At 62.1% G+C, this 26,239-nt stretch carries 19 protein-coding genes; 6 read left to right on the forward strand and 13 right to left on the reverse strand.

The annotated features are described in order from the left end of the window. The first annotated feature begins 38 nt into the window (after positions 1–38). The gene (locus tag KHO30_RS18000) at positions 39–524 is read left to right on the forward strand and encodes a DUF2147 domain-containing protein (protein WP_093632472.1); all 486 of its coding nucleotides are present in this window, start codon (positions 39–41) and stop codon (positions 522–524) included. A gap of 149 nt (positions 525–673) precedes the next feature. Here the strand turns inward: KHO30_RS18000 and KHO30_RS18005 are convergent, their stop codons facing one another. From KHO30_RS18005 to typA, 6 genes are all read right to left on the reverse strand, one after another. Beyond that, positions 674–1,123 (reverse strand): transposase, encoded by a 450-nt coding sequence (locus KHO30_RS18005; RefSeq protein WP_167378274.1) that lies wholly within the window; start codon positions 1,121–1,123, stop codon positions 674–676. Positions 1,124–1,285: 162 nt separating this feature from the next. Further along, entirely contained in the window at positions 1,286–2,383 is a 1,098-nt protein-coding gene (gene zapE, locus KHO30_RS18010) for a cell division protein ZapE (protein WP_200618546.1), read from the reverse strand. Between the two features lie 90 nt (positions 2,384–2,473). Continuing rightward, on the reverse strand, positions 2,474–3,904 hold the full coding sequence (gene lpdA / locus KHO30_RS18015) for a dihydrolipoyl dehydrogenase (RefSeq protein ID WP_093632469.1): 1,431 nt from the start codon (positions 3,902–3,904) through the stop codon (positions 2,474–2,476). Between the two features lie 139 nt (positions 3,905–4,043). Next, positions 4,044–5,318, reverse strand: a complete 1,275-nt coding sequence (odhB, locus tag KHO30_RS18020) for a 2-oxoglutarate dehydrogenase complex dihydrolipoyllysine-residue succinyltransferase (RefSeq protein ID WP_211701721.1) — start codon at positions 5,316–5,318, stop codon at positions 4,044–4,046. A 152-nt stretch (positions 5,319–5,470) separates the two neighbouring features. Further along, positions 5,471–8,332 (reverse strand): 2-oxoglutarate dehydrogenase E1 component, encoded by a 2,862-nt coding sequence (locus KHO30_RS18025; RefSeq protein ID WP_054034650.1) that lies wholly within the window; start codon positions 8,330–8,332, stop codon positions 5,471–5,473. Between the two features lie 373 nt (positions 8,333–8,705). After that, positions 8,706–10,532, reverse strand: a complete 1,827-nt coding sequence (gene typA / locus KHO30_RS18030) for a translational GTPase TypA (protein WP_093632467.1) — start codon at positions 10,530–10,532, stop codon at positions 8,706–8,708. Between the two features lie 318 nt (positions 10,533–10,850). On the opposite strand from typA, the gene KHO30_RS18035 reads away from it, so the two are divergent. The 4 genes from KHO30_RS18035 (at position 10,851) to KHO30_RS18050 (ending at position 15,872) form a co-directional block, all read left to right on the forward strand. Further along, positions 10,851–11,366 (forward strand): MarR family winged helix-turn-helix transcriptional regulator, encoded by a 516-nt coding sequence (locus KHO30_RS18035; protein WP_093632466.1) that lies wholly within the window; start codon positions 10,851–10,853, stop codon positions 11,364–11,366. A 49-nt stretch (positions 11,367–11,415) separates the two neighbouring features. Next, the gene (locus tag KHO30_RS18040) at positions 11,416–12,927 is read left to right on the forward strand and encodes an efflux transporter outer membrane subunit (RefSeq protein ID WP_211701722.1); all 1,512 of its coding nucleotides are present in this window, start codon (positions 11,416–11,418) and stop codon (positions 12,925–12,927) included. Between the two features lie 76 nt (positions 12,928–13,003). Next, entirely contained in the window at positions 13,004–14,278 is a 1,275-nt protein-coding gene (locus KHO30_RS18045; protein WP_211701723.1) for an EmrA/EmrK family multidrug efflux transporter periplasmic adaptor subunit, read from the forward strand. Positions 14,279–14,309: 31 nt separating this feature from the next. Then, positions 14,310–15,872, forward strand: a complete 1,563-nt coding sequence (locus KHO30_RS18050; RefSeq protein WP_093632463.1) for a DHA2 family efflux MFS transporter permease subunit — start codon at positions 14,310–14,312, stop codon at positions 15,870–15,872. Positions 15,873–15,989: 117 nt separating this feature from the next. Here KHO30_RS18050 and truB read toward each other — a convergent pair whose 3' ends face one another. The 5 genes from truB to rimP form a co-directional block, all read right to left on the reverse strand. Beyond that, complete coding sequence (gene truB, locus KHO30_RS18055; RefSeq protein ID WP_211701724.1) at positions 15,990–16,925, reverse strand: tRNA pseudouridine(55) synthase TruB; 936 nt, start codon at positions 16,923–16,925, stop codon at positions 15,990–15,992. A gap of 103 nt (positions 16,926–17,028) precedes the next feature. Beyond that, positions 17,029–17,394, reverse strand: coding sequence for a 30S ribosome-binding factor RbfA (gene rbfA, locus KHO30_RS18060; protein ID WP_054034654.1), 366 nt, complete (start codon positions 17,392–17,394; stop codon positions 17,029–17,031). Between the two features lie 203 nt (positions 17,395–17,597). Beyond that, positions 17,598–20,558, reverse strand: coding sequence for a translation initiation factor IF-2 (infB, locus tag KHO30_RS18065; protein WP_093632457.1), 2,961 nt, complete (start codon positions 20,556–20,558; stop codon positions 17,598–17,600). A gap of 94 nt (positions 20,559–20,652) precedes the next feature. Further along, complete coding sequence (gene nusA / locus KHO30_RS18070; RefSeq protein WP_054034655.1) at positions 20,653–22,128, reverse strand: transcription termination factor NusA; 1,476 nt, start codon at positions 22,126–22,128, stop codon at positions 20,653–20,655. Beyond that, positions 22,125–22,583 carry a ribosome maturation factor RimP gene (gene rimP, locus KHO30_RS18075; RefSeq protein ID WP_028199738.1) on the reverse strand — a complete coding sequence of 153 codons (459 nt, stop codon included), beginning with the start codon at positions 22,581–22,583 and terminating at the stop codon, positions 22,125–22,127. The genes nusA and rimP overlap by 4 nt, the downstream gene beginning before the upstream one ends. Positions 22,584–22,769: 186 nt before the next feature. On the opposite strand from rimP, the gene KHO30_RS18080 reads away from it, so the two are divergent. After that, complete coding sequence (locus tag KHO30_RS18080) at positions 22,770–23,120, forward strand: hypothetical protein (protein ID WP_211701725.1); 351 nt, start codon at positions 22,770–22,772, stop codon at positions 23,118–23,120. Here KHO30_RS18080 and rluB read toward each other — a convergent pair. After that, positions 23,117–25,015 (reverse strand): 23S rRNA pseudouridine(2605) synthase RluB, encoded by a 1,899-nt coding sequence (gene rluB, locus KHO30_RS18085; RefSeq protein ID WP_211701726.1) that lies wholly within the window; start codon positions 25,013–25,015, stop codon positions 23,117–23,119. The genes KHO30_RS18080 and rluB overlap by 4 nt on opposite strands. A gap of 64 nt (positions 25,016–25,079) precedes the next feature. Continuing rightward, positions 25,080–26,234 carry an SMC-Scp complex subunit ScpB gene (gene scpB, locus KHO30_RS18090; protein ID WP_211701727.1) on the reverse strand — a complete coding sequence of 385 codons (1,155 nt, stop codon included), beginning with the start codon at positions 26,232–26,234 and terminating at the stop codon, positions 25,080–25,082. Between the last annotated feature and the right edge of the window lie 5 nt (positions 26,235–26,239).

Genomic DNA, 26,239 nt, shown 5'->3' on the forward strand with positions numbered 1-26,239 from the left:
GACCATGATCGCGCCGTCTTTAATCAAGGAGGAAGACAATGATGCAATTCACTCAACGCGCGCGCGCAATCGCGCTTCGCACAGCCAAACATGCCGCCCTCGCCGGCGTGCTGCTCGTTAGCGCCGTCACGGCAATGGCGCAGGCCGATTCCCCGGTCGGCATGTGGCAAACCATCGACGATCACACCGGCCAGCCCAAGGCACTCGTGCAAATTGCACAGGACGGCAGCGGCTCGCTGAGCGGCAAGGTGGTCAAGGGACTCAGCGCGAACGATCAACCGGATCGCCGCTGCACTGAATGCACGGACGCGCGCAAGGACCAGTTGATCCTCGGCATGACGATCATCAACGATATGAAAAAGGACGGTGACGGCTGGGATCACGGGCAAATTCTCGACCCGGAAAACGGCAAGGTCTACAAGTGCAAGATGCACCTGGAAGACGGTGGGAACAAGCTGGTGGTGCGTGGCTACATCGGCGTTTCGCTGCTGGGCCGCTCGCAGACCTGGATTCGCCAGCAGTAAGGAGCTTGCCGTTCAGGCGCCGATGCCTGACGCGCGAAGATAGTGTTCCATCAGGGCCGCATCTGCTGCCAGGATGGAACCAGAAGAAATGGCCGACGATCGCCATCGTGCGGCCGTTTTTTTTGTTTGAGTCTGGCTGGTTGAAGTTGTCATGCAGCGTGCTTGAAAGGCGACGTATACGCGAACGGCGAAGACGGTAACGGCTTGACCGCTGCCGGGCTGTACGCCGGAGGCGCTGCTGCGGGCACCTTTTCTGCGTCAACGCTTTTCTGTTCCGCGCTCACATGTGTGCGCATGCGCGCTTCCATCAGCTTGCAGAGTTCCTCGCTCGCTGCGCCGAACAACTGGTCCATGACGCGCTTGAGTACGCCGGACTCATACCATGCCTTGAAGCGGCGATGGCAGGTTTGATACGACGGATATTTGCGCGGCATGGCGGACCAGGTCGCGCCGCTATACATCACCCACAACACGCCGTTGAGCACGGAGCGCGTGTTGGCGAGCGGCCGGCCACGCAGTTCGGAACGCGGACGCAGTTCAGGAAGCAACGGTGCAACACGTTGCCATTCTTCATCATTGATATCACGGTACGGATTCATGGCTTCTCCTTTGTCAGAACCATGACAAAGAAGATATCCAGTCGTCCGCGGGCGGAACATAAGACCAATCCGAATCTTGAAAATACGACTTCGGACTCCGCCACTTCGGCGAGCGGACCGTGATCTATCGCAAAAGCATTCGCGCCCGCATCACGCGGCGGCTTAAGTCAGCGACGTATCGACGATCCGGCGCGGCGCGTCGAGATATTCTTTCGATTGCATTTCGACGATGCGCGAGACCGTGCGCGCGAATTCGTTGGCCATCGGACCGTCGAGATACAGCTGATCGGGCGGCACCGCAGCCGACATCAGCAGTTTGACCTTGTGGTCATAGAACACGTCGATCAGCCAGGTGAAGCGACGCGCCTCCGAAGCCATACGCACCGACATCTGCGGCACGCCGGACAGGATCACAGCATGAAAACGGCTCGCCAGTTCAAGGTAATCGTTCTGCGAGCGTGGACCGCCGCAGAGCGTCGCAAAATCGAACCACACGACGCCGTCAGCGCGCCGAAGCGCCTTCAGCTCGCGCTTTTCAATGCGCAGAATTGGACTCTCATCAGGAACCGCGGCAAGGCGTGAAAACGCGTCACGCAACGCTTTATCCGAGGCTGCGCCGAGCGGCGTGTGATACACCTCGACCTGAGCTAGCGTGCGCTTGCGGTAGTCGATCCCCGCGTCGACATTGATCACGTCGAGCTTCGACTTGATCAGTTCGATTGCCGGCAGCATGCGGTCACGGTGCAGACCGTCCGGATAGAGCGTGTCCGGATCGTAGTTGGACGTCATCACGAATTGCACGCCGTTCTCGAACAGCTTGTCGAGCAGACGGTAAAGGATCATCGCGTCGGCGATATCCGAGACGTGGAATTCGTCGAAACAGATCAACCGGTAGCGCTTGGCGATACGGCGCGCGAGTTCGTCGAGCGGATCGGCTGTGCCTTTCAGTTCTTCCAGTTCGCGATGCACCTCGCGCATGAACTCGTGGAAATGCAGGCGCGTTTTGCGCTGCACCGGCACGATCATGTAGAAGCTGTCCATCAGGAAGCTCTTGCCCCGCCCTACGCCGCCCCACATGTACACGCCACGTGGCAGATCCGGGTGGATGATCAGTTTTTTGAACGCGTTCGAGCGGCGCGATTTGTACTCGACCCACTCGTCATAACACCGCTGCAGACGGTCAACCGCCGCGCGTTGCGCCGGGTCCGATTGATAACCCCGCGTCTGCAGTTCTTTTTCGTAGTATTCGGTGACGTTCATTGTGTTGCTGCAAAAAGAAAGGCGGGAGGGAGTGAACCCGCCCGCCTTCGTGGTGATGCCAGAGTTGCGTTCAGTCAGGCGCGCGCGTGATTACATGTTCAACGCGCGCTTGTCCACGGCCAAGGCCGCTTCGCGCATGACTTCCGACAGCGACGGGTGCGGATGGCAAATGCGGCCGATGTCTTCCGACGCCGCCTTGAATTCCATCGCCACCACGGCTTCCGCGATCAGGTCCGATGCGTTTGCCGAGATGATATGCACGCCCAGCAGTTCGTCGGTCTTCGCGTCCGCGATCATCTTGACGAAACCATCCGCCTTGTTGATGCCCAGCGCGCGGCCGTTCGCCATGAACGGGAACTGGCCCGTCTTGACTTCGCGGCCTTCGGCCTTCAGTTGCTGCTCGGTCTTGCCGACCCACGCGATTTCCGGTTCGGTGTAGATCACCCACGGAATGCAGTTGTAGTCGATATGCGGCTTCTGACCATCGATGATTTCGGCCACCAGCACGCCTTCGTCTTCAGCCTTGTGCGCGAGCATCGGGCCACGCACCACGTCGCCAATCGCGTACACGTTCGGCACAGCCGTTGCGCAGTGGTCGTCGACGTCGATGAAGCCGCGCTCGTTCGCCTTCAAACCAATGGCTTCGAGACCGAGGTTGTCGGTGTTCGGCACGCGGCCGATCGACACGATCAGCCGGTCAGCTTCGAGCGTTTGCGCGTTGCCGTCCTTGTCCGTGTAATTGATCGTGACGCTCTTGTCGGTAGTCTTGATTTCACCGACCTTCACGCCGACGTGAATGTCCAGACCTTGCTTCTTGAACTGCTTGGCGGCTTCCTTGGCGAGCGCCTGGTCAGCCGCGCCGAGGAATTCCGGCAGCGCTTCGAGCACGGTCACGTCCGCGCCCAGACGGCGCCACACCGAACCGAGCTCCAGACCGATCACGCCAGCGCCGATCACGGCGAGCTTCTTCGGCACGGAGTCGAACGTCAGTGCGCCTTCGTTGTCGGCGACGATCTTGTTGTCGACCGGAACGTTCGGCAGGTGACGTGCCTTCGAACCCGTCGCGATGATGACGTTCTTCGCCGTCACGACTTCGGTTTCGCCTTCGCCGCTGACTTCGATCTGCACGCCGGCGTCCGTCTTGCCGGTGAACTTGCCATGACCCTTGAGCCACGTGATCTTGTTCTTGCGGAACAGGAATTCGATGCCCTTGGTCATCTTCTCGACGATGCCTTCCTTGCGGGCCAGCATCTTCGCGATATCCACCTGCACGTTTTCTACGCTAATGCCGTGGTCGGCGAGGTGATGCGATGCGTTTTCAAATTCTTCCGACGACGCGAGCAGCGCCTTCGACGGAATGCAACCCACGTTCAGGCACGTGCCGCCGAGCTTCAGCGCGCCGGCCGGGTTTTTCCATTTTTCGATACATGCGACCGTCTTGCCGAGCTGCGCTGCGCGGATAGCGGCGATATAACCGCCGGGGCCGGCGCCGATCACGACGACGTCAAATTCTTTGGACATGACAATCCTTTTGATGACGGATCGACGCGCGGCCACGCTTCGTGGCGCGCGTCGATCCAGTACTGCGGAATGCTAAAGACGTGCTGCTTATATGGCGTCGACTTGCGCGATGACAAGCCGACGCCCGCCAAACCGGCGATTACAGGTCGAGCAACAGGCGCGCCGGGTCTTCCAGCGCATCCTTCATTGCGACCAGCGACAGCACTGCTTCGCGACCGTCGATGATCCGGTGATCGTACGACAGCGCCAGATAGTTCATCGGACGAATCACGATCTGGCCGTTCTCGACCACAGCGCGTTCCTTCGTGGCGTGCACGCCCAGAATGGCGGATTGCGGCGGGTTGATAATCGGCGTCGACAGCATCGAACCGAACACACCACCGTTCGAGATCGAGAACGTACCGCCCGTCATTTCTTCGATCGACAGCTTGCCGTCCTTGGCCTTCTGGCCGAATTCAGCAATCTTCTTTTCGATTTCAGCGAGGCTCAGCTGATCTGCGTTGCGCAGGATCGGCACCACCAGGCCACGCGGCGAACCGACCGCGATACCGATGTCGAAATAGCCGTGATAGACGATGTCGTTACCGTCGATCGACGCGTTCACCAGCGGGAATTTCTTCAGCGCGTGAACAGCCGCCTTCACGAAGAACGACATGAAGCCCAGCTTCACGCCATGTTCCTTTTCGAACTTGTCTTTGTACTTGTTGCGCAGGTCCATCACCGGCGCCATGTTCACTTCGTTGAACGTGGTGAGGATGGCGTTGGTTTGCTGCGACTCGAGCAGACGCTCGGCGATACGCGCACGCAGACGCGACATCGGCACGCGTTGTTCCGGGCGGTCTTTCAGCCACTGGTCGGCCGATGCCGGCGCCTTGACGTCCGGCAGCGACGGCTTGGCAGCCTTCGGTGCGGCAGCCGGTGCCGGTGCAGCCTTGGCCGCCGGTGCGCCAGCCGTCAGCACGTCACCCTTGGTGATGCGGCCGTCGCGGCCCGTGCCGGCGACGTCGCCCGCGGCCAGACCCTTCTCGGCCATCAGCTTGCCGGCAGCCGGCGAAGCAGCGGTGTTCGCACCCGTTGCGGATGCAGCCTGAGCGACCGGTGCAGCAGCCGGTGCCGGTGCAGCGACCGGAGCCGGCTTCACTTCGGCTTCGACAGCAGCGGCGCCTGCCGTGCCTTCGGTGTCGATCTTGGCGATCACCTGATCCGCAACGACGATGTCGCCGTCGTTCGAGATCACTTGTGCGAGCACGCCGGCGGAGGGCGCCGGCACTTCGAGGACGACCTTGTCGGTCTCGATTTCGATGAGAATTTCGTCTTGAGCAACAGCCTCGCCGGGCTTCTTCTTCCACTGCAGCATCGTGGCTTCCGAGACCGACTCGGAGAGCTGGGGAACCTTGACTTCAACAATAGCCATTATGAATATCCTGAATACGTATCGGGTGACGGCGCGCGATCTATGTACTCGACGACCGCCTGCGAACCATACTTGCCGGGAACGAACCACCATGTGGTGACTGAACGCGGCACGGGAAAGCGCAGCGCGCTTTCCCGGTTCGTCTGTTTTCCTTATTTAGCGATCGACGCGCTCTTGAGGCGGCCGAAAGCGCCTTCGATCAGCGCCTTCTGCTGCTCGTAGTGCTTCGCGTAGTAGCCGACTGCCGGCGAAGCCGAAGCCGGACGTCCGCTGTATGCCAGCTTCTGCCCTTCCTTCATGCCTTCCTTCAGGTGATGCTCGATGTAGAACCACGGGCCTTGATTCTGCGGCTCGTCCTGCACCCAGACCACTTCGGTCGCGTTGTCGTACTTCTTCATTTCCGCTTCGAACTGCTTATGCGCGAACGGATAGAGCTGTTCGATACGGATGATCGCGACGTCGTTCGACTTCGATTCACGGCGATGTGCCAGCAGGTCGTAGTACACGCGGCCCGAGCAGGCCACCACGCGCTTGACCTTCTTCGGCTCGATCGCATCGTCGATTTCACCGAGGATCGGCTGGAACGCGCCCTTCGCCAGTTCGGACAGATCCGACACGGCTTCCTTGTGGCGCAGCAGGGACTTCGGCGTAGCGACGATCAGCGGCTTGCGGAACAGGCGGATCATCTGACGACGCAACAGGTGGAAAATCTGCGCCGGCGTGGTCGGCTGAACGACCTGCATGTTGTGGTCTGCGCACAGTTGCAGGAAACGCTCGATACGTGCCGACGAGTGCTCCGGACCTTGACCTTCGTAGCCGTGCGGCAGCAGCATCGTGAGACCCGACACGCGGCCCCACTTCACTTCGCCCGACGAGATGAACTGGTCGATCACGACTTGCGCGCCGTTCACGAAGTCGCCGAACTGCGCTTCCCACGCGACGAACGTATTCGGTTCAGCGGTCGAGTAACCGTATTCGAAGCCCAGCACCGCTTCTTCCGACAGCACCGAGTCGATCACCGTGAACTTCGCCTGACCTTCAGCGATGTTCTGCAGCGGCACGTAGGTGCCGTCGTTCCAGCGTTCGCGGTTCTGATCGTGCAGCACCGCGTGACGGTGCGTGAACGTGCCACGGCCCGAGTCCTGACCGGTCAGGCGCACTGCGTAGCCCGATGCGACCAGCGACGCGAATGCCAGGTGTTCGCCCATACCCCAGTCAAGCTTCGCTTCACCACGGCCCATCGCGCGACGGTCGTTGATGACGCGCTCGACCAGCGGGTGAACCTTGAAGTTTTCCGGGATCGTGGTGACGCGCTCAGCAAGGCGCTTCAACTCGGCCAGCGGCACTGCCGTGTCGGCTGCGTCGGTCCACTTGCGGTTCAGGAACGGAACCCAATCCACCGCGTACTTGCTCTTATAGTTCGAGAGCACCGGGTCGACCGTATGATGGCCTTCGTCCATCGCCTTGCGGTACGCCTTGACGAATTCGTCGCCTTCTGCCGCCGTAATCACGCCTTGTTGCACCAGCTTTTCAGCGTACAGCGCGCGCGTGCCCGGGTGCTTCGCAATCGTCTTGTACATCAGCGGCTGCGTGACAGCCGGCGTGTCCTGCTCGTTGTGGCCCAGCTTGCGGAAGCAGACGATATCGACAACCACGTCCTTGTGGAACTGCATCCGGAAGTCGATGGCCAGCTGCGTAGCCAGCACAACCGCTTCAGGATCGTCACCGTTCACGTGCAGCACCGGCGCCTCGATCATCTTGACGACGTCCGAGCAGTACAACGTGGAGCGCGAGTCGCGCGGGTCCGACGTCGTGAAACCGATCTGGTTGTTGATGACGATGTGCAGCGTGCCGTGCGTGCCGTAACCGCGCGTTTGCGCGAGGTTCAGCGTTTCCATCACGACGCCCTGACCTGCGAAGGCCGCGTCGCCGTGGATCTGCACCGGCAGCACTTGCAGGCCGCTGTCGTCGCCGCGGCGATCCATACGGGCCTTCGCCGAACCTTCTACCACCGGGTTGACGATTTCGAGGTGCGACGGGTTAAACGCGAGCGACAGGTGAACCGGGCCGCCTTCGGTCGAAACGTCCGACGAGAAACCCTTGTGGTACTTCACGTCGCCGGCCGGCAGGTCGTCGACGTGCTTGCCTTCGAATTCGGCAAACAGGTCAGCCGGCATCTTGCCGAGCGTATTGACCAGCACGTTCAGACGGCCACGGTGGGCCATGCCGATGACGATTTCCTGTACGCCGTTGGCGCCGCCATGACGCACGACTTCGTCCATCGAGGCGATGAAGCTTTCGCCGCCTTCGAGCGAGAAGCGTTTCTGGCCGACGTACTTGGTGTGCAGGAAGCGCTCGAGGCCTTCAGCGGCCGTCAGGCGATTCAGGATGTGCTTCTTCTTTTCATTGGAGAAGTTCGGCGTCGAACGGATCGACTCGAGCTTCTCTTTCCACCAGCGCTTCTGTTCCGGATCGCTGATATACATGTACTCGGCGCCGATCGTGCCGCAGTACGTGTCACGCAGGGCCTTGACGATCTCGCGCAGCGAAGCACGCTCGAATCCGAAATACAGATTCGTGGCGCTGAACTCCTGGTCCATGTCGGCTTCAGTGAAGTCGTAGAACGCGGGCTCAAGTTCGGGGATTGCGGGACGTTCGCGGCGCTTCAGGGGATCGAGATTGGCCCATTGCGAGCCGAGGAAGCGATATGCGCCGATGAGGGACTGCACATAGACTTGCTTGCGGGACGTAGCGAGATCTTCGCCGCCGGCCGCCGTGCGCGGGATGAAGGCATTAGCCTTGGCCCGTTGCGCAAACGATTCGACGATCGGGCCGTGGGCCACGTCGTTGGCATTGCTGCCATCCGATGCAGGGACGTTCTGCAACGCGTCGAAATAGCTGCGCCAGTTCTCGGGCACTGACGCCGGATTATCGAGATACGCTTCGTACATTTCTTCTACGTACGGAGCATTGCCGCCGAACAGATAAGAGTTCGACTGGAATTGCTTCATCATTTTTACGCTCACCTTTCTTCGAGTTTCTCGAGAAATAGCGGGTTACAGAACCTTCCGCGACACGGCCTGACCGTTTAGCGGATTGCGCGAATCAAGTCTTGCTTGGAAGGACCTAAAACTTTGCACCCGGGGAGCATATCACAGAACGGATAGTGCAGATAGCAGACGGACTGGCGCTCAAGCCTTTTACGACGGGCTTTCGGCCGGTTTTACAGGACCCGCAACAGACTTCTGCGAAAAACGGGGACAAACACGACAAACAGGCAGCCAACCGCGAACAATTGCACGCAACGCGAATGGGGCGCCAGAAATGACAAAAGCCACCCGAAGGTGGCTTTTGCCTGACAGCACGCCAGTTAAGGCCGATGCTGACTTAGTCCACTGCGCCCTTACGGCTGGCGCTACGGCGCTCGTGTTCCTTCAGGTAACGCTTGCGCAGGCGGATGGATTTCGGCGTGACTTCGACCAGTTCGTCGTCGTCGATGAATTCAACCGCGTATTCCAGCGACATCTGGATCGGCGGCACAAGGCGCACCGCTTCGTCCGTACCCGACGAACGCACGTTGGTCAGTTGCTTGCCCTTGATCGGGTTCACGACCAGGTCGTTGTCACGGCTGTGAATGCCGATGATCATGCCTTCGTACAGCGGCTCGCCCGGCGACACGAACATACGGCCGCGATCCTGCAACTTCCACAGTGCGTACGCCACTGCTGCACCGTCGTCCTGCGAAATCAGCACGCCGTTACGACGCTCGCCGACACCACCTTCCCGGACCGGCTGATACGAGTCGAACGTGTGGCTCATCAGGCCCGTACCACGCGTCAGCGTCAGGAATTCGCCCTGGAAACCGATCAGCCCACGCGCCGAGATACGATACTCGAGACGCGTACGGCCGCGGCCGTCCGACGCCATGTCGAGCATTTCGCCCTTGCGGCGACCCAGCTCTTCCATCACGCCACCCTGGTGGCCGTCTTCCATGTCGACCGTCAGGTTTTCGTACGGCTCGTGCTTCACGCCGTCGACTTCCGTCATCACCACGCGCGGACGCGACACGGCCAGCTCGTAGCCTTCACGGCGCATGTTTTCGACCAGAATGGTCAGGTGCAGCTCGCCGCGGCCTGCCACTTCGAACGTGGTTTCGTCGCCCGTTTCTTTCACGCGCAGCGCCACGTTGTGGTTCAGTTCCTTCATCAAGCGGTCGCGAATCTGACGGCTCGTGACGAACTTGCCTTCGCGGCCGGCCAGCGGCGACGAATTGACGAGGAAGTTCATCGTCAGGGTCGGTTCGTCGACGGTAATCATCGGCAGCGCTTCCGGTTGTTCCGGTGCGCAGATGGTCACGCCGATACCGATTTCTTCGATACCGTTGATCAGCACGATGTCGCCGGCCTCAGCCGAGTCGACCTGCACGCGCTCGAGACCCTTGAACGACAGGACCTGATTGATCTTGCGGTTCAGGATCGCGCCGTCGGGGCCCGAACGCACGGCGACGGCCATGCCCGGCTTGATCGTGCCGCGCGTGATGCGGCCGACGCCGATACGGCCAACGTACGACGAATAATCCAGCGACGTGATCTGCAGTTGCAGCGGCGCCGACGGATCAGCCGGGCGGACCGGCACGTGTTCCAGCACGGCTTCGAACAGCGGACGCATGTCGCCTTCGCGCACGTCCGGCGTCAGGCCGGCGTAGCCGTTCAGACCCGATGCGTAGACGATCGGGAAATCGAGTTGTTCGTCAGTTGCACCCAGCTTGTCGAACAGGTCGAAGGTCTGGTTGATCACCCAGTCGATCCGCGCGCCCGGGCGGTCGACCTTGTTGATCACGACGATCGGCTTGAGACCGAGCGCCAGCGCCTTCTTGGTCACGAAGCGCGTTTGCGGCATCGGGCCTTCGACCGCGTCGACCAGCAGCAGCACCGAGTCGACCATCGACAGCACGCGCTCCACTTCACCGCCGAAGTCGGCGTGGCCCGGCGTGTCGACGATGTTGATGTGCGTGCCTTCGTACTCGACCGCGCAGTTCTTCGAAAGAATCGTGATGCCACGTTCCTTTTCGATGTCGTTCGAGTCCATCACGCGCTCGACAACCGCCTGGTTGTCGCGGAAGGTAGCGGTTTGGCGGAGGAGCTGGTCGACGAGCGTGGTCTTGCCGTGGTCGACGTGGGCAATGATGGCGATATTGCGTAGGGCGCGAGTCATAGGAACCTGGAGACAGTTGAGTGCGCCAGCAGCAGCATTGTGTACGAAGCCAACAAAGCCCAAAGCGCACTTTTGGGAACCCAACATTATAGCACGCCCAAATGAAGCTTTCTGGTATTCCCTGATAGCTCCATCGCCTTCCACGCAGCGCTGCCCAAGAAACAGTCCCACACGGCTTCGGCGAAATCCTACGCAAATCCACGCGGATTGTGCCTTGAGGCGGAAAAGTTCCTTGCCTAAGCTGTAATAACGCTTGCCGCGTCAATCAACCGCTGTCTATAATCCTGCCTAGTCAACCATTGCATTCGCACGAGAATCATGACGGATCCGTCCTCAACACCCAGCTCAGAGATCAGCGAGTATCAGTTGGGCGAAAGCGTCGGCTATTTGCTCTCGCGAGTGAAATCGACCATGTCGAACCTGGTCACGCAGCGCAGCATGGCCGAGTTGGGCATCACCAGCCAACAAGGCAGCATCCTGTTCATGGTGGCGAGCGGCAAGTGCCTGCTGGCGGCCGAACTGGCGCGCGAATACGGCATCGACGCAAGCGCCGTCACGCGTCTGGTCGACCGGCTGGAAAAACGCGGCCTGCTGACAAGAGTGCGCAGCAACGAGGACCGGCGGGTCGTGCGACTCGCGCTGACCCCGGAAGGCCATGCGATCGCGGCCAAAATGCCGGCCATTTTCAACGGCGTGCTGGACAACCTGCTGGGCGGCTTCACCCCCGAAGAAGTGGGTTTTCTGAAGAGCATGCTGCGCCGCGTACTCATCAATTCCGGCGAACAAACGGGACTAACCCGTGATGCAGCAAGCAATTTTGACAGCAAATCGTAATAAATTGCTTGCAGCGTCCATCATTACATTCCACTCAAAGAGTCGAGCGATGAAATCCCTTTCCCTGTCCGCGCCCGCACTTTCGAGCCGGGCCGCTGTCGCCGCCGCGGTGACGGCGCTCGCCCTCACGGGGTGCGCGAACTACTTCGGCATGAAGAGCGACAAGCAGATCTCGTCGCCGGCTCAGTACGAGTCCACCCAGAGCCTGCCGGGCCAAGGCGGCCAGTGGCCGTCGCTCGATTGGGCCAACCAGTTCGGTGACCCCCAACTGCCGAAGCTGATCGCGGAAGCGCTGGAAGGCAGCCCCTCGATCGCGCAGGCGCAGGCTCGCCTCGCCAAGGCTTCGTCCTACATTGAAAGCTCGCGCTCGGCGCTGTATCCGAAGGTCAACGGCAGCTACTCGTGGACCCGCGAGCTGTTCTCGGCGAATGCGCTCTACCCGCCTCCGTACGGCGGCACCTGGTATAGCGAGAACAACGTGCTGGCGAGCGCGTCGTGGGATCTGGACCTGTGGGGCAAGAACCGCCAGCGTCTGGGCCAGGCCGTGTCACAGGAAAAAGCCGCTGAAGCCGACATGCAGCAGGCGCGCGTCACGCTCGCCTCCTCCGTGGCGAGCACCTATAACCAGCTCGCCCAGTTGTACGCATTCCGCGACATCGCCGCGCGCGAAATCGCCAACCGCCAGGACATCAGCCGCATCACCAATGGCCGCGTATCCGCCGGGCTCGACACCAACGTCGAACGGGAAACCGCGAACGGCAACATCGCGACCAGCCAGGCGAACCTGACCGATCTCGACGGCCAGATCACCGTGGCGCGCTATCAGTTGGGCGCGCTGCTAGGCAAGGGTCCGGATCGTGGCTTGCAGATCGCCAAGCCGCTTCTTACCACCGGTGACACGGTAGCGCTGCCGAACAATCTGCCGGCCGACCTAGTGGCGCGTCGCGCGGATATCGTCGCCGCACGCTGGCAGGTCGAAGCCGCGATGCACGACGTGAAGGAGGCGAAGGCCGAGTTCTTCCCGGACGTCAACCTCGCCGCCGGTTTCGGTTTCGATGCGTTCGGCTGGGGCCGTTTCCTCAAGTCGGGCAGCCGTCAGATGCAATTCGGTCCGGCGATTCACCTGCCGATCTTCGACGCTGGCGCGCTGCGCTCGCAGTTGAAGGGGCGCTACGCGGACTTCGACCTCGATGTGGCGGACTACAACCAGACGCTGATCAATGCGCTCTCGGATGTCGCAACGCAAGTGTCGTCGATCCGTTCGATCGACCAGCAATCGGGCGACGCACAGCGCGCGCTCGACGCGTCGACCAAGGCCTATCAGCTGGCGGTGATCCGCTACAAGGCCGGTTTGTCGCCGCAGTTGCAGGTGCTGACCGCCGACCAGAACCGCCTTGCCGCCGAACAGACGGTAACGGGCCTGAAGATGCGCCGCCGCGATCTGCAGATCGGCCTCATCAAGGCGCTCGGTGGCGGTTTCGACGCCACGCAAACCGGCCTCGTGGTGCCGACCGATGCCCCGGCACCGGCCGCCGCCGCTGCGACCGCCGCTGCAAACTGAAGCCACATCGACGCGACCCACACTCGCATAAACATCCGAATAAACGACGACGCTTGAGAGAACCCGGAGCACATCAATGAGCACCACCCAACAGCCCGCGGCTACTACACAGCCGACTCAGCAGCCGGCCCCGCAGCCGACTCAACCGGCACAACCGCCGGCGAACAACGGCAAACGCAAGCGCATGATGACGCTGCTCGTCATCGTGATCCTGATCGCCGCGGTCGCCTACGGCCTGTACTACTTCCTCGACGCACGCTTCCATGAGGACACCGACGACGCCTACGTGAACGGCAACGTCGTGCAGATCACGCCGCAGGTCACCGGCACAGTTGTCGCCGTGAACGCAGACGACACGCAGACCGTGAAGGCCGGCGACCCGCTCGTCGTGCTCGATCCGGCCGACGCGCGCGTCGCGCTCGAACAAGCCGAAGCGAATCTCGCGCAGACAGTGCGTCAGGTGCGCGGCCTGTTCGCAGACGACAACCAGTACCAGGCGCAAGTTGCCCAGCGTCAGTCCGATCTGTCGCGCGCGCAGGATGACTTGAAGCGCCGCCTGACGGTCGCGCAAACCGGCGCTGTGTCGGCGGAAGAAATCTCGCACGCCCGCGATGCCGTGAAGAGCGCGCAAGCCTCGGTCGACGCCGCTGAGCAACAACTGGCGTCAAACCGCGCGCTGACTGCCAACACCACGATCGCCAATCACCCGAACGTGCAGGCTGCCGCTGCGAAGGTCCGCGACGCGTATCTGGCCAACGCGCGTAACAACCTGCCGGCGCCGGTCACGGGCTACGTTGCAAAGCGCTCGGTGCAGGTCGGCCAGCGCGTCTCGCCGGGTACCCCGCTGATGGCTATCGTGCCGCTGGGCGGTGTGTGGGTCGATGCGAACTTCAAGGAAGTGCAACTGAAGCACATGCGCATCGGCCAGCCGGTCGAGTTGACGGCCGACGTGTACGGTTCGTCAGTGGTGTTCCACGGCAAGGTGGTCGGCTTTTCGGCGGGTACGGGTTCGGCGTTCTCGCTACTGCCCGCGCAGAACGCAACCGGCAACTGGATCAAGGTGGTCCAGCGTCTGCCGGTACGGATCGCGCTCGACCCGCAGGAACTTGAGAAGCATCCGCTGCGTATCGGCCTGTCGATGCAAGCCGACGTGAGCATCAAGGACGACCAGGGTGGCCAGCTCGGCCAGGCGCCGAACACGGTTTATCAGACCAATGTGTTCGACAAGTACGGCGACCAGGCGGATGCGGAAATCGCCCGCATCATTTCGGAGAATGCAGGTCCGAACGGCGGCTCGCAGAAGTCGGCTCAAGCCGGTGGCGCTGGCAAGCCCGCCGCGAAGCTGATGTAAGCGGCGCGACGATTCATAGAAGGCTTTTTTAATGGCTCAGGCTCAGGCGCAAGTCCCTCATCCGCCGCTCGAGGGCGCGCAACTGGTGATCGGCACCATCGCGGTGTCGCTCGCCGTGTTCATGAACGTGCTCGACACGTCGATTGCGAACGTGTCGATCCCGTCCATTTCAGGCGACCTCGGTGTGTCGTCCGACCAGGGCACATGGGTGATTACGTCGTTCGCGGTGGCAAACGCGATCTCCGTGCCGCTGACCGGCTGGCTCACCGATCGTATCGGCCAGGTGCGCCTGTTCATGGCGTCGATCATCCTGTTCGTGATCTCGTCGTGGATGTGCGGTCTCGCCCCCACTCTGCCGTTCCTGCTGGCCTCGCGCGTGCTGCAAGGCGCCGTCGCCGGCCCGATGATTCCGCTGTCGCAAACGCTGCTGCTCGCGAGCTATCCACGCGCCAAGGCGCCGATGGCTTTGTCGATGTGGGCGATGACCACGCTGATCGCACCGGTGGCCGGGCCGATTCTTGGCGGCTGGATCTCGGACAACATCTCGTGGCCGTGGATTTTCTACGTCAACATTCCGGTCGGCGCGATCGCCGCGGTGGCAACGTGGACGATCTTCCGTAATCGCGATTCTGTCGTCAAAAAGGCGCCGATCGACGGCGTCGGTCTGGGCCTGCTGATCCTCTGGGTCGGCTCGTTGCAGGTGATGCTCGACAAGGGCAAGGACCTCGACTGGTTTTCGTCGACCACCATTGTCGTGCTGGCGCTGGTTGCGGTGATTTCGCTGGCGTTTTTCATCGTGTGGGAATTGACGGCCGAACATCCTGTGGTCGATCTGTCGCTCTTCAGCCGGCGCAACTTCACAAGCGGCACGATTGCGTTGTCGATCGGCTATGGCCTCTACTTCGGCAACCTCGTGTTGTTGCCGTTGTGGTTGCAAACCGATATCGGCTACACCGCCACCGAAGCGGGTCTCGTGATGGCGCCGGTCGGCCTGTTCGCCGTGCTGCTGTCGCCGATCACCGGCAAGGTGTTGCCGCGTACCGATCCGCGCTATATCGCGACCTTGTCGTTCCTCGTGTTCGCGCTGTGCTTCTGGATGCGCTCACGTTATACGACCGGCGTCGATACCTATTCGCTGCTCATGCCCACGTTGATTCAGGGGATCGGCATGGCCGGGTTCTTCATCCCGTTGGTGTCGATCACGTTGTCGGGTTTGCCGGGCAACCGGATTCCGGCTGCGTCGGGCTTGTCGAATTTCGTGCGGATCATGTGCGGCGGTATCGGCACGTCGATTTTCCAGACCGCGTGGGATCACCGCACCATCATGCATCACGCGCAACTGGCCGAACAGGCGAGCGCGTACAACCCGGTGTTCGATCAGTCGATCCGGCAGATGGGTGCCGCGGGCTTCAGTCAGCCGCAGGCATATGGTCTGTTCAATACGATGGCGACTCAGCAGGCCGCGCAGTTGGGCGTGAACGATCTGTTCTTTGTATCGGCGGGGATCTTTGTCGCGCTGATCGCGTTGATCTGGATGGCAAAGCCGGAGCGCGCCGGTGGTGACGCGGGTGCGGCAGCTGCGGCGGCGCACTGAGGTTCTGGTTTTAGTCCGCGACGCGGGGGCTGTATGTATGTAAAAAGGCGGGGCCGCTGGTGAGCGGTCCCGCCTTTTTTGTTGCTACTGCTAACGAGGCGGCGCTTAAGTTCCGCGCTAGCTCGCTGCGGTAACCACGAGCCGTTCCGGCGCCAGCACGCCCTCGCCTTGCTTCGCGACGCCAAGCAGACGACCGTCCGCTGCATACACGCGCACGCGCGGCGCATTCACCGCATCGCCGACAATGGCCAACTCGGAGAGCTTCAGCCGCTGCCCATGCAGGAAGCGGCGGGTCGCGTCTTCGTCCAGCGTGACAAGCGGGAACGTGGACAGCAATGCATCGACGGGTTGCAGCCACGTATCGCGCTCACTCTCCGTCGCATCGGACAACGCGTCGAGCGTCACCGAATTTTCCAGCGTCAGCGCACCGACACCGGTACGCCGCAGCGCGACCAGATGCGCACCACAACCAAGCGCTTCACCGATATCCTCAGCAAGCGTGCGCACATAGGTGCCTTTGCTGCAGGTCACGCGAAACGTCACGTCGGGCAACGCGCAGGCAAGCATCTCGAGCGCGTGAATCGTCACCTGACGCCCTTCGCGCTCCACCGTCTGGCCGGCGCGCGCGTATTCGTATAGCGGCTTGCCGTCGCGCTTGAGCGCCGAGTACATCGGTGGGACCTGAACGATGTCGCCGAGAAATTTCTGCATGGCCGCCTCTACCGCGGCCTGATCGCACGTCACGTCGCGCGTGTCGATGGCTTCGCCTTCGGCGTCGCCGGTGGTCGTGCGGATACCGAGGCGCATGGTCGCCTCATAGGTCTTGTCGGCTTCGAGCAGGTCTTGCGAAAACTTGGTCGCTTCGCCGAAACACAGCGGCAAAAGACCGGTGGCAAGTGGATCGAGCGTGCCTGTGTGGCCCGCCTTTTTCGCCAGGTAGAGACGCTTCGCGCGAATCAGCGCGTCGTTGCTCGACAGGCCGAGCGGTTTGTCGAGCAGCAGTACGCCGTCGAGCGCGCGACGCGGCACGCGGGGGCGTTGAGGTGCGGTCATGTCAGAAAGACAGAGTCTTCGAAGTGTACGGAAACAGCGCCAAATGAGCTGCAACTGACGCAGCGCAGCCCGGAACGCGGAGAACAACGTTCAACCCGCGCGCTCAGTCTTCTTTCGCGCGATTGGCATTCGCCTCGTCGATCAGACGGGACATTTCGACGGCCCGTTCGATCGTCTGGTCGTAATGGAAATGCAGCGTCGGCACGGTATGGATGTGCAGGCGCTTGAACAGCTGATTGTGCAGATGGCCGGCCGCGTGGTTGAGCGCTTCGAGCGTCTGCTGCGGGTCGCCGGTTAGCGTCGTGAAGTAGACCTTCGCGTGTGCGTAGTCGGGCGTCAACTCGACACTTTGAATCGTGACGAGGCCGATGCGCGGATCCTTGACCTCGCGCAGCAGCTCGGACAGGTCGCGCTGGATCTGATCGGCGATCTGCACGTTGCGATTGGGAGAAGAACGTTTTTTAGGCATGGTGTTTGTGTGCTCCGTTCTGACGGATGCAATAAAGTTGTTCGCGCGAACCGAGGTGGTGATTGCCCGGACGGCAATGAGCGGCTTGATAACAACTGCAAGCCACCGCGGGGCGCAATACACGACAAAATGTGCGGGCCCAAAGACAACGGGCGAAGCGGGCGCTTAAGCCCGCTCCGCCCGTTGAGCCAATGCCGCGTGAATTACAGCGTGCGCGCGACTTCGGTAACTTCGAAGACTTCGAACTGATCGCCTTCGACGATATCGTTGAAGTTCTTGATCGACATACCGCACTCGAAGCCCTGACGGACTTCCTTGACGTCGTCCTTGAAGCGCTTGAGCGAATCGAGCTCGCCCGTGAAGATGACGACGTTGTTGCGCAGTACGCGCACCGACGACGAGCGCTTGACGAAACCGTCCGTGACCATACAGCCGGCCACCGCGCCGATCTTCGGTACCTTGAAGACCTGACGCACTTCGACCGTACCCGTCACGACTTCGCGCTTCTCCGGTGCCAGCATGCCCGACATCGCAGCCTTCACTTCATCCACTGCGTCATAGATGATGTTGTAGTAGCGAATATCGACGCCGTTGGTTTCCGCCAGCTTGCGCGCCTGTGCGTCCGCACGGGTGTTGAAGCCGATGATGACCGCCTTCGAAGCCGTAGCCAGGTTGACGTCCGACTCGCTGATGCCGCCGACTGCGCCGTGCACGATCTGCACACGGACTTCGTCGGTCGACAGCTTGAGCAGCGACTGCACCAGAGCTTCCTGCGAACCTTGCACGTCGGCCTTGACGATGAGCGGCATGTACGCCACTTCGCCTTCGCCCATCTGCTCCAGCATGTTCTCGAGCTTCGCGGCCTGTTGCTTGGCCAGCTTGACGTCGCGGAACTTGCCTTGACGGAACAACGCGACTTCACGCGCCTTGCGGTCGTCCGGCATGACGATGACTTCTTCGCCCGCTTGCGGCACTTCCGACAGACCTTGAATCTCAACCGGGATCGACGGGCCTGCCGACTTGGTCGGCTTGCCGGTTTCGTCGAGCATGGCTCGCACGCGACCGTAAGCGCTACCTGCCAGCACCACGTCGCCGCGGTTCAGCGTACCCGACTGGACCAGGATCGTTGCGACCGGACCCTTACCCTTATCGAGCTTCGCTTCAATAACGAGACCCTTGGCCGGCGCTTCGACCGGTGCCTTCAGTTCCAGCACTTCGGCTTGCAGCAGCACGTTTTCGAGCAGGTCGTCGATGCCCGCGCCGGTTTTAGCCGACACCGACACAAACGGCGAATCGCCACCATATTCTTCCGGCACGACGCCTTCCGCGACGAGTTCCTGCTTGACGCGCTCCGGATTCGCATCCGGCTTGTCGATCTTGTTGATCGCGACGACGAGCGGCACGCCGCCTGCCTTCGCGTGGGCAATCGCTTCCTTCGTCTGCGGCATCACGCCGTCGTCGGCTGCGACCACCAGAATCACGATGTCGGTTGCCTTCGCACCGCGAGCACGCATGGCCGTAAATGCTTCGTGGCCCGGCGTATCGAGGAACGTAATGACACCGCGCGGCGTTTCGACGTGATACGCGCCGATGTGCTGCGTAATCCCGCCCGCTTCACCCGCTGCAACCTTTGCACGGCGGATGTAGTCGAGCAGCGAGGTCTTGCCGTGGTCGACGTGACCCATGACCGTGACGACCGGCGGACGCGGCAGTGCTTCTGCGTCCGTGATCTCGCCTTCGACCAGCATGGCTTCCGGATCGTCCAGCTTGGCGGCAACCGCGTGGTGGCCCAGTTCCTCGACGATGATCATCGCCGTTTCCTGGTCCAGCATCTGGTTGATCGTGACCATCTGGCCGAGCTTCATCATCGACTTGATGACTTCCGATGCCTTCACCGCCATCTTGTGCGCCAGATCGGCGACCGTGATGGTTTCCGGCACGTGCACTTCACGCACGATCGGTTCGGTCGGCGCCTGGAACGTGGTGTTCTGATCCTGATGCTTGCCGCGGCCCTTCGGGCCGCCGCGCCAGCCGCGATCGACACCGCCGCTCGAATCGCCACGCGTCTTGATACCGCGGCGCTTCGCTGCGTCGTCCTGCCAGCCGCCCTTGCCACCGCCCGGCTTCTTCTTGTCGCCAGCCGACGGCGTGGTCGTTGCAGCCGGAGCCGCAGCAGCCGGCTTCTTGGCGGCCGGACGTGCCGGTGCTTCACCCGCCGGACGCGCCGGCTTGTGCAGCGTGCCCTTGGCTTCCACGGGCTTGGCCGGCTCAGCGGGCTTCGGTGCCGGTTCCGGCGCCTTGACCTGCGCCTTGCGCGGCGTGTTCATCATTTCGCGAATCGCACGTGCTTCGGCTTCTGCCGCCGCACGGCGCTTGCTGACTTCTTCCTGCTCGGCACGCGTTTTCTCGGCGGCCTGACGCGCTGCGTCTTCCGCTTTCTTCGCTGCTTCGCGTTGAGCTGCGCGTTCTGCCGCGGCGCGCTCGTCGTCCTGCTCGCTTTCCTTGGCAGCCGCCGGTTCCGCAGCCTTGGCCGCAACCGGTTCAGCCTTCGCCGCCTTGGCGGCCTGCGCCGGCTGGGCAGCCTGAGCCTGTTCGCGAGCCGCCGCTTCGGCCGCAGCCGCTGCGCGCTTCTTCGCCGCTTCTTCTTCCGCACGACGACGCTCGGCTTCAGCAGCCTGCTCGCGCGCCTGACGTTCGGCTTCTTCGCGCTCGAGCTGTTCCTGACGCGCCTTCAACTCCTGAGCCTGCTTTTCGAGCAGTTCGGCTTCGTGACGAGCTTCCTCTTCACGACGCTGGAGTTCGAGATCGTCTACATCAGCTTCGGCCACATGATTCGATGCATCCCCGCCTTCAGCGGAGGATTCGTCGCGGCGGACGAAAGTGCGCTTCTTACGCACCTCGACCTGAATGGTGCGAGCTTTGCCCGTCGCGTCGGATTGCTTGATCTCCGACGTATGCCGTTTCGTCAGCGTGATCTTGCGCTTGTCCGCATCAGTCGAGCCGTGAGACTTGCGCAAGTGGTCGAGCAGACGCGCCTTGTCCGTTTCGGACAAGCTGTCGTCTTCGCTCGCTTTCGTGACGCCTGCTGCCTGAAGCTGCTCAAGGAGCACGCCTGCAGGCATTTTCAGTTCCGCGGCAAATTGGGCTACGTTGTTACTCGCCATTCATTCCTCTTAATGCAAGGACCGATTCCTTGCGGTTAGCATCTTGTCATGCGGCCTAACGGCCGCGTTCAATTTAGTGCGCCATGGTCATTTCTCACTGGAACCAATGTTCACGTGCTTTCATGATCAACGCCTTAGCGGCATCCTCTTCCATTCCGGTCATCTCGACCAGTTCATCCACAGCCAGCTCGGCGAGTTCGTCACGCGTCTGGATCTGATGTTCGGCAAGCTTGGCGAGCAGGTCGGCATCCATGCCGTCCAGGCTCTTCAGGTCGAGTGCAACATTCTCGACCTTTTCTTCATTCGCGATCGCCAACGTCAACAACGCATCGCGCGAGCGATTACGCAGTTCGTGAACGGTGTCTTCGTCGAATGCTTCGATTTCGAGCATCTCGTTGAGCGGCACATAAGCGATCTCTTCGAGGCTCGTAAAGCCTTCGTCGATCAGGATGTCGGCAACTTCTTCGTCGACATCGAGACGCGCCATGAACAGGTCACGCAGTACACCGCGCTCCTGATTCTGCTTTTGCGCAGATTCGTCCGGCGTCATGATGTTGATCTGCCAGCCGGTGAGTTCGCTGGCAAGACGCACGTTCTGGCCGCTGCGGCCGATCGCGACCGCCAGTTCGTTTTCGTCTACGACGACGTCCATCGAATGTTTTTCTTCATCGACGACGATCGACTGGACGGCTGCCGGCGCGAGCGCGCCGATCACAAACTGAGCGGGATCTTCCGACCATAGCACGATGTCGACGTTTTCGCCACCAAGCTCGTTACGCACGGCCTGGACACGCGAACCGCGGATACCGACGCAGGTGCCGATCGGATCGATGCGCTTGTCATAAGCGATCACGCCGATCTTGGCGCGCACGCCCGGATCACGGGCTGCCGCCTTGATTTCCAGCAGGCCCTGTTCGATTTCCGGCACTTCCATTTCGAACAGCTTCATCAGGAATTCGGGCGCCGTACGCGACAGTTCGATCTGCGGACCGCGAGCGGTGCGATCGACCTTGGCGATATAGGCGCGCACGCGGTCGCCCACGCGCAGATTTTCCTTCGGAATCAGCTGGTCGCGGCGCAGCAGCGCTTCGACACGGCCGGTTTCGACGATGAAGTTGCCCTTGTCCAGGCGCTTCACCGAGCCGGTCATGATGTGCTCGCCGCGCTCGAGGAAGTCGTTCAGGATCTGCTCGCGTTCCGCGTCGCGCACCTTCTGCAGGATCACCTGCTTGGCGGCCTGCGCGCCGATACGGCCGAATTCGATCGACGGCACCGGTTCTTCGATGTATTCGTCGAGCTGGATTTCCGGCTTCTGTTCGCGTGCTTCGAACAGCAGGATTTCCTGATCCGGCTCTTGGAGGCCGGCTTCGTCCGGCACCACTTTCCAGCGGCGAAACGTTTCGTGCTCGCCGCTTTCACGGTCGATCTGGACGCGGATGTCCGCGTCTTCTTCGAAGAGTTTCTTGGAGGCCGAAGCGAGGGCCGCCTCGAGCGCGGCAAATACCACGTCTTTATCGACGTTCTTCTCGCGTGCCAGCGCATCCACCAGCATCAACACTTCGCGACTCATTGTTTGCGGCTCCTAAAGTCAACTTTCGGAACGAGGCGTGCCTTATCGATATCCGCGACGGTGAAATCGAGCATCGCGGCGCCTTCCTTCCCTTCAAATTCCAGACCGATCGTTTCGCCTTGCGGAGCATGCAGGATGCCCCGGTACGATTTCCGTCCGTCCAATGGCTTTTTCAATGTGATTACCACTTCGCTGCCTGCGAAGCGTTCAAAATCCGCCAGTTTTTTCAGCGGGCGGTCGAGACCCGGCGACGACACTTCAAGCCGCTCATAATCGATATTTTCGACCGTCAGAACGTGCTGGAGCTGACGCGTGACTTTCTCGCAGTCTTCGATCGCGATGCCGGCCGGCTGGTCGATATAAATACACAGCATGCCGCGCCCGGTGCGCTCGAGATCGACGAGCTCGTAGCCGAGTCCCACGACCGTGGTTTCAATCAGTTCCGTCAGTTGCACAGTGCCCTCTAAGATGTTCGCGCGGCGAGACCTGCCGGGTTTGTCTGCAAACACCAATGCGGGCCGCGCGCCAAGCCGGCGCACGTTCGTGCTACCCGAGATGCCGAACCACTTAGAACTGCGCGGCAAAAAAAAATGGGCTAAACGCCCATCATCTTATTACCGGTGGTCGCACCTGAGCCGCACATGAAAAGCCGCACGCCCAGCGACTTCGCGATTGTAGCCATTTTTCGGGACAAACGCAAACCGCAGAACGCCGTAGGGAGCGCATTTCCGCTTGATTTCATGGGAATCTTTCAACGATATGGCGGCGCGCCGGGCCTTTTGCAAGGCGGCTTGCGCCGCCTCGAACCTGCGCCGGACAAGCAGGGCGAGAAAACTCTGCCCCTACTTATGCGCACACCGCGGTTTTATGCATCAGATGAAACCTGCGATGAAATCCGCGGAGCTCGTCGATCGATTCTGACGGTGGCGAAGCGTAAATCGTTGATGAACGATCAGCAGCCAACCGTCATGCTCAAGTTACTTGCCGCTTAACGACCACGCGAGCGGCCGCGCGGTGCGCCGCCACCACGATTGGCGCCACCCGCGTTGGGGTTGCCACCGCCGCCGGCGCGGTTGGCGTTACCGCCGCGATTGCCGGCCGGCCCGCGGCTACCGCCGCCCGGATTGCTGCCACCAGGGCCGCCAGCGCGCTTACCGCCGCCGGCCGCACGATTGCCATTGCCCGACGGCGCGCGATTGCCGTCGACGTCACGGCCGCCACGTGGGCCAGGTGCACCGCCGCCACCCATCGGGCCGCTGAAACCACCGGCGCTGCGGCCAGCGCCGCGATTGCCGTAACCGCCGCCGCTGCCGCTACTGCCGCCAAACCCACCACCCGCACCACCGCCGAAGCCGCCACCCGCCGTACCGCGACGGCCTTGACCGCGCGGCTGTTGCTGGTCGAAACGGCCATGCGACATCAGCACCGGTTCGCGGTTAATGAAGCCCATCGACGTTTGCATCGGGTCCGGCTGCTTACGCTCCGGCGCCTCTCTGCGGCTGCCCTTTTCTTCCGACGGCGCCTTCAGGCCGACCGACGCCATCAACGCACGCACCTGATTGTCTTCGAGTTCTTCCCAGCGACCGCGCTTCAAGCCCTTCGGCAGCGAGATCGGGCCATGACGCGTGCGAATCAGGCGGCTGACCATCAGGCCGGCTGCCTCGAACATGCGGCGCACTTCCCGATTACGCCCTTCGGCGAGCGCGACGTGATACCAGTGATTGGTGCCTTCGCCGCCGCCGTCGCGGATGCGCAGGAAATTCGCCGGGCCGTCTTCCAGTTCGACGCCGTGCAACAGCTTCTGACGCATACCTTCCGCCAGCTCGCCGACTACGCGCACCGCATATTCACGCTCGACGCTGTAACGCGGATGCATGAAACGGTTCGCCAGATCGCCCGAGGTGGTCAGCATCAGCAGACCTTCGGTGTTGAAGTCGAGGCGGCCGACCGCGAGCCACTTGGCGGTCTTCATGGGCGGCAGCTTGTCGAATACCGACGGACGGCCTTCAGGATCGGCGTGACTGACGATTTCGCCGGTCGGTTTGTGATACAGCAGCACGCGCGGGGGCTTGTTGGCCAGCTTGCGCTTGACCGGCTTGCCGTTGATGCGGACCTGGTCGGTCGGCATGATGCGCTGGCCGATGTGAGCCGGCTCGCCGTTCACCGACACGCGGCCGGCGACGATCAGTTCTTCCATGTCGCGGCGCGAGCCCATGCCGGCTTCGGCCAGCACCTTGTGCAGCTTCGGCGCGTCGTCGTCCGCAGCCAGAACGCGCTTGGGCGCGGCCGGCTTGCCACGGCGCAGCATCGGGGCGCGTACGCCGCCGGTGGCGCTGTTGTCCGCATCGAATGCGGGCGAGGTGACGTACGAAAACAGATCGTCCGGATTCGCTTCGGCTGCGATTGCCACCGGCGCTTCCGCGCCGCGGCGATTCTGACGCTGACCGCCTTCGCGCGGCTGGCGCTCGCCGCGCCCGCCTTCACGAGGTCCGCCTTCGCGGGGCGCACCGTCACGCTGACCACCCTCGCGCTTCGCGCCGCCCGCATTGCGGCGCGGGCCTTGGCCCTTGGCGCCGCCATCCTTGCGCGGCATGCGCACCTGCGCGACCACCTCGCCGTCCGGCGGCGTTTCAGTGACGACCGGCGCTCCTTGCGCGGGCGCGCCTTCGGCGCCCTTCGTCTTCGCTCCGGCGCGGCGGCGCGCGATCAGGCTGCGCGGTCCGCGACGCAGACCGCGGCGCGGACGGTCTTCACCGTCTGCTTCCGTGGCCTGCGCCGGGCGCTCGCCCTCGCCTGCCGACGCTTGCGTGGTACGCGCTTCGTCGGTGCGTGCCGACGGCACGGCGCGCTCGGATTCGGACGAATCGGTGTCGTGGGTATGTGTCAAAACAACCTCAAAATGTCAGGTCGCGCGCGCCCATTGCGGGCGCGGCAAAAAAAGTTCGGTTACGTCAGGCGCTGCGCGACTCGGGTTCGTCGTCGGTCAGAATGCCTGCGTCCTGTGCAGCATCGCGGCGATCCTCAGGATCGCCGTGCGCCGCCGTGGTCGGGTTCGGCTCGGCGGCGTGCTCCGTATTGCGGAGTACGCCCGAGTCGTGCGCGGGTATTGCCGGATCGGCCTGGGAGACCGGATCGTGATTCAGTGCGGGCTCGGCGGCGCCGGCCTGCGGTGCAACGTTCGCCGCTTCGGCATGTTCCTGCCCATTCGACGCTGCTGCAGCGTCCTCATGGAGCTCAGCCGCCGGTGCGGTATCCGCCGGATCATGCCTTGCCTCGGCAAGTTCAGTTTCGCCTGCTTCGACTGCCCCGCTGGCCTCAGCCGGCTCCGCGTGCTGCGTCTGAGCGGCCGGCGTTTGATGCTCCTCAGCGTGTTCGCCGGCGATTACCGTTCCGGCCGCCTCGCCAACCGCTTCAACATGGCCGTGATCGGCAGTCTCGTCGAGCGATTCGCCTGCTTCAGCGCCGGCCTCGCCGATGACAGATTCCGACGGCCCTTCGAGCGGGCTCTCTTCGTCCGAAGCCAATGCCTGTACGGCCCCGGCCTCGGAAAACTCGATCGCATGCTGACCGAGCAGATCCGCATTCAGTTGCGCCGACGGATCCGCGAGCGGTGGTAATTCGTCGAGCGCCTTCAAACCGAGGTCGTCGAGAAATTGCCGCGTTGTCGCGTACAGCGCCGGACGCCCCGGCACATCACGATGGCCGATCACTTCGATCCAGCCGCGATCCTCGAGTTGCTTGACGACCTGCGTATTTACCGTGACGCCGCGAATCTCTTCGATATCGCCGCGCGTGACCGGTTGCCTGTACGCAATGATCGCGAGCGTCTCGAGCACCGCGCGCGAATACTTCGGCGGTTTCTCGGGATGCAAACGATCCAGGTACGAACGCATCGCGGGCTTGCTTTGAAATCGCCAGCCCGACGCCAGCCCGACCAGCTCCACACCGCGCCCAGACCAATCCTGCTTCAGGTCCTCGAGCAAATTCCGAACAGTGTCTGCCGACACGCCGTCGGCAAAGAGCTTGCGCAAATCGACGAGCTTTAACGGCTCCTGCGCGCAGATCAAGGCAGTCTCGAGGACGATCTTCGCCTCTTGGGTATTCATGCAGC

Origin of the sequence: Paraburkholderia aspalathi (genome assembly GCF_905220735.1) — a bacterium.
GTDB classification, from domain to species: Bacteria; Pseudomonadota; Gammaproteobacteria; order Burkholderiales; family Burkholderiaceae; genus Paraburkholderia; species Paraburkholderia aspalathi.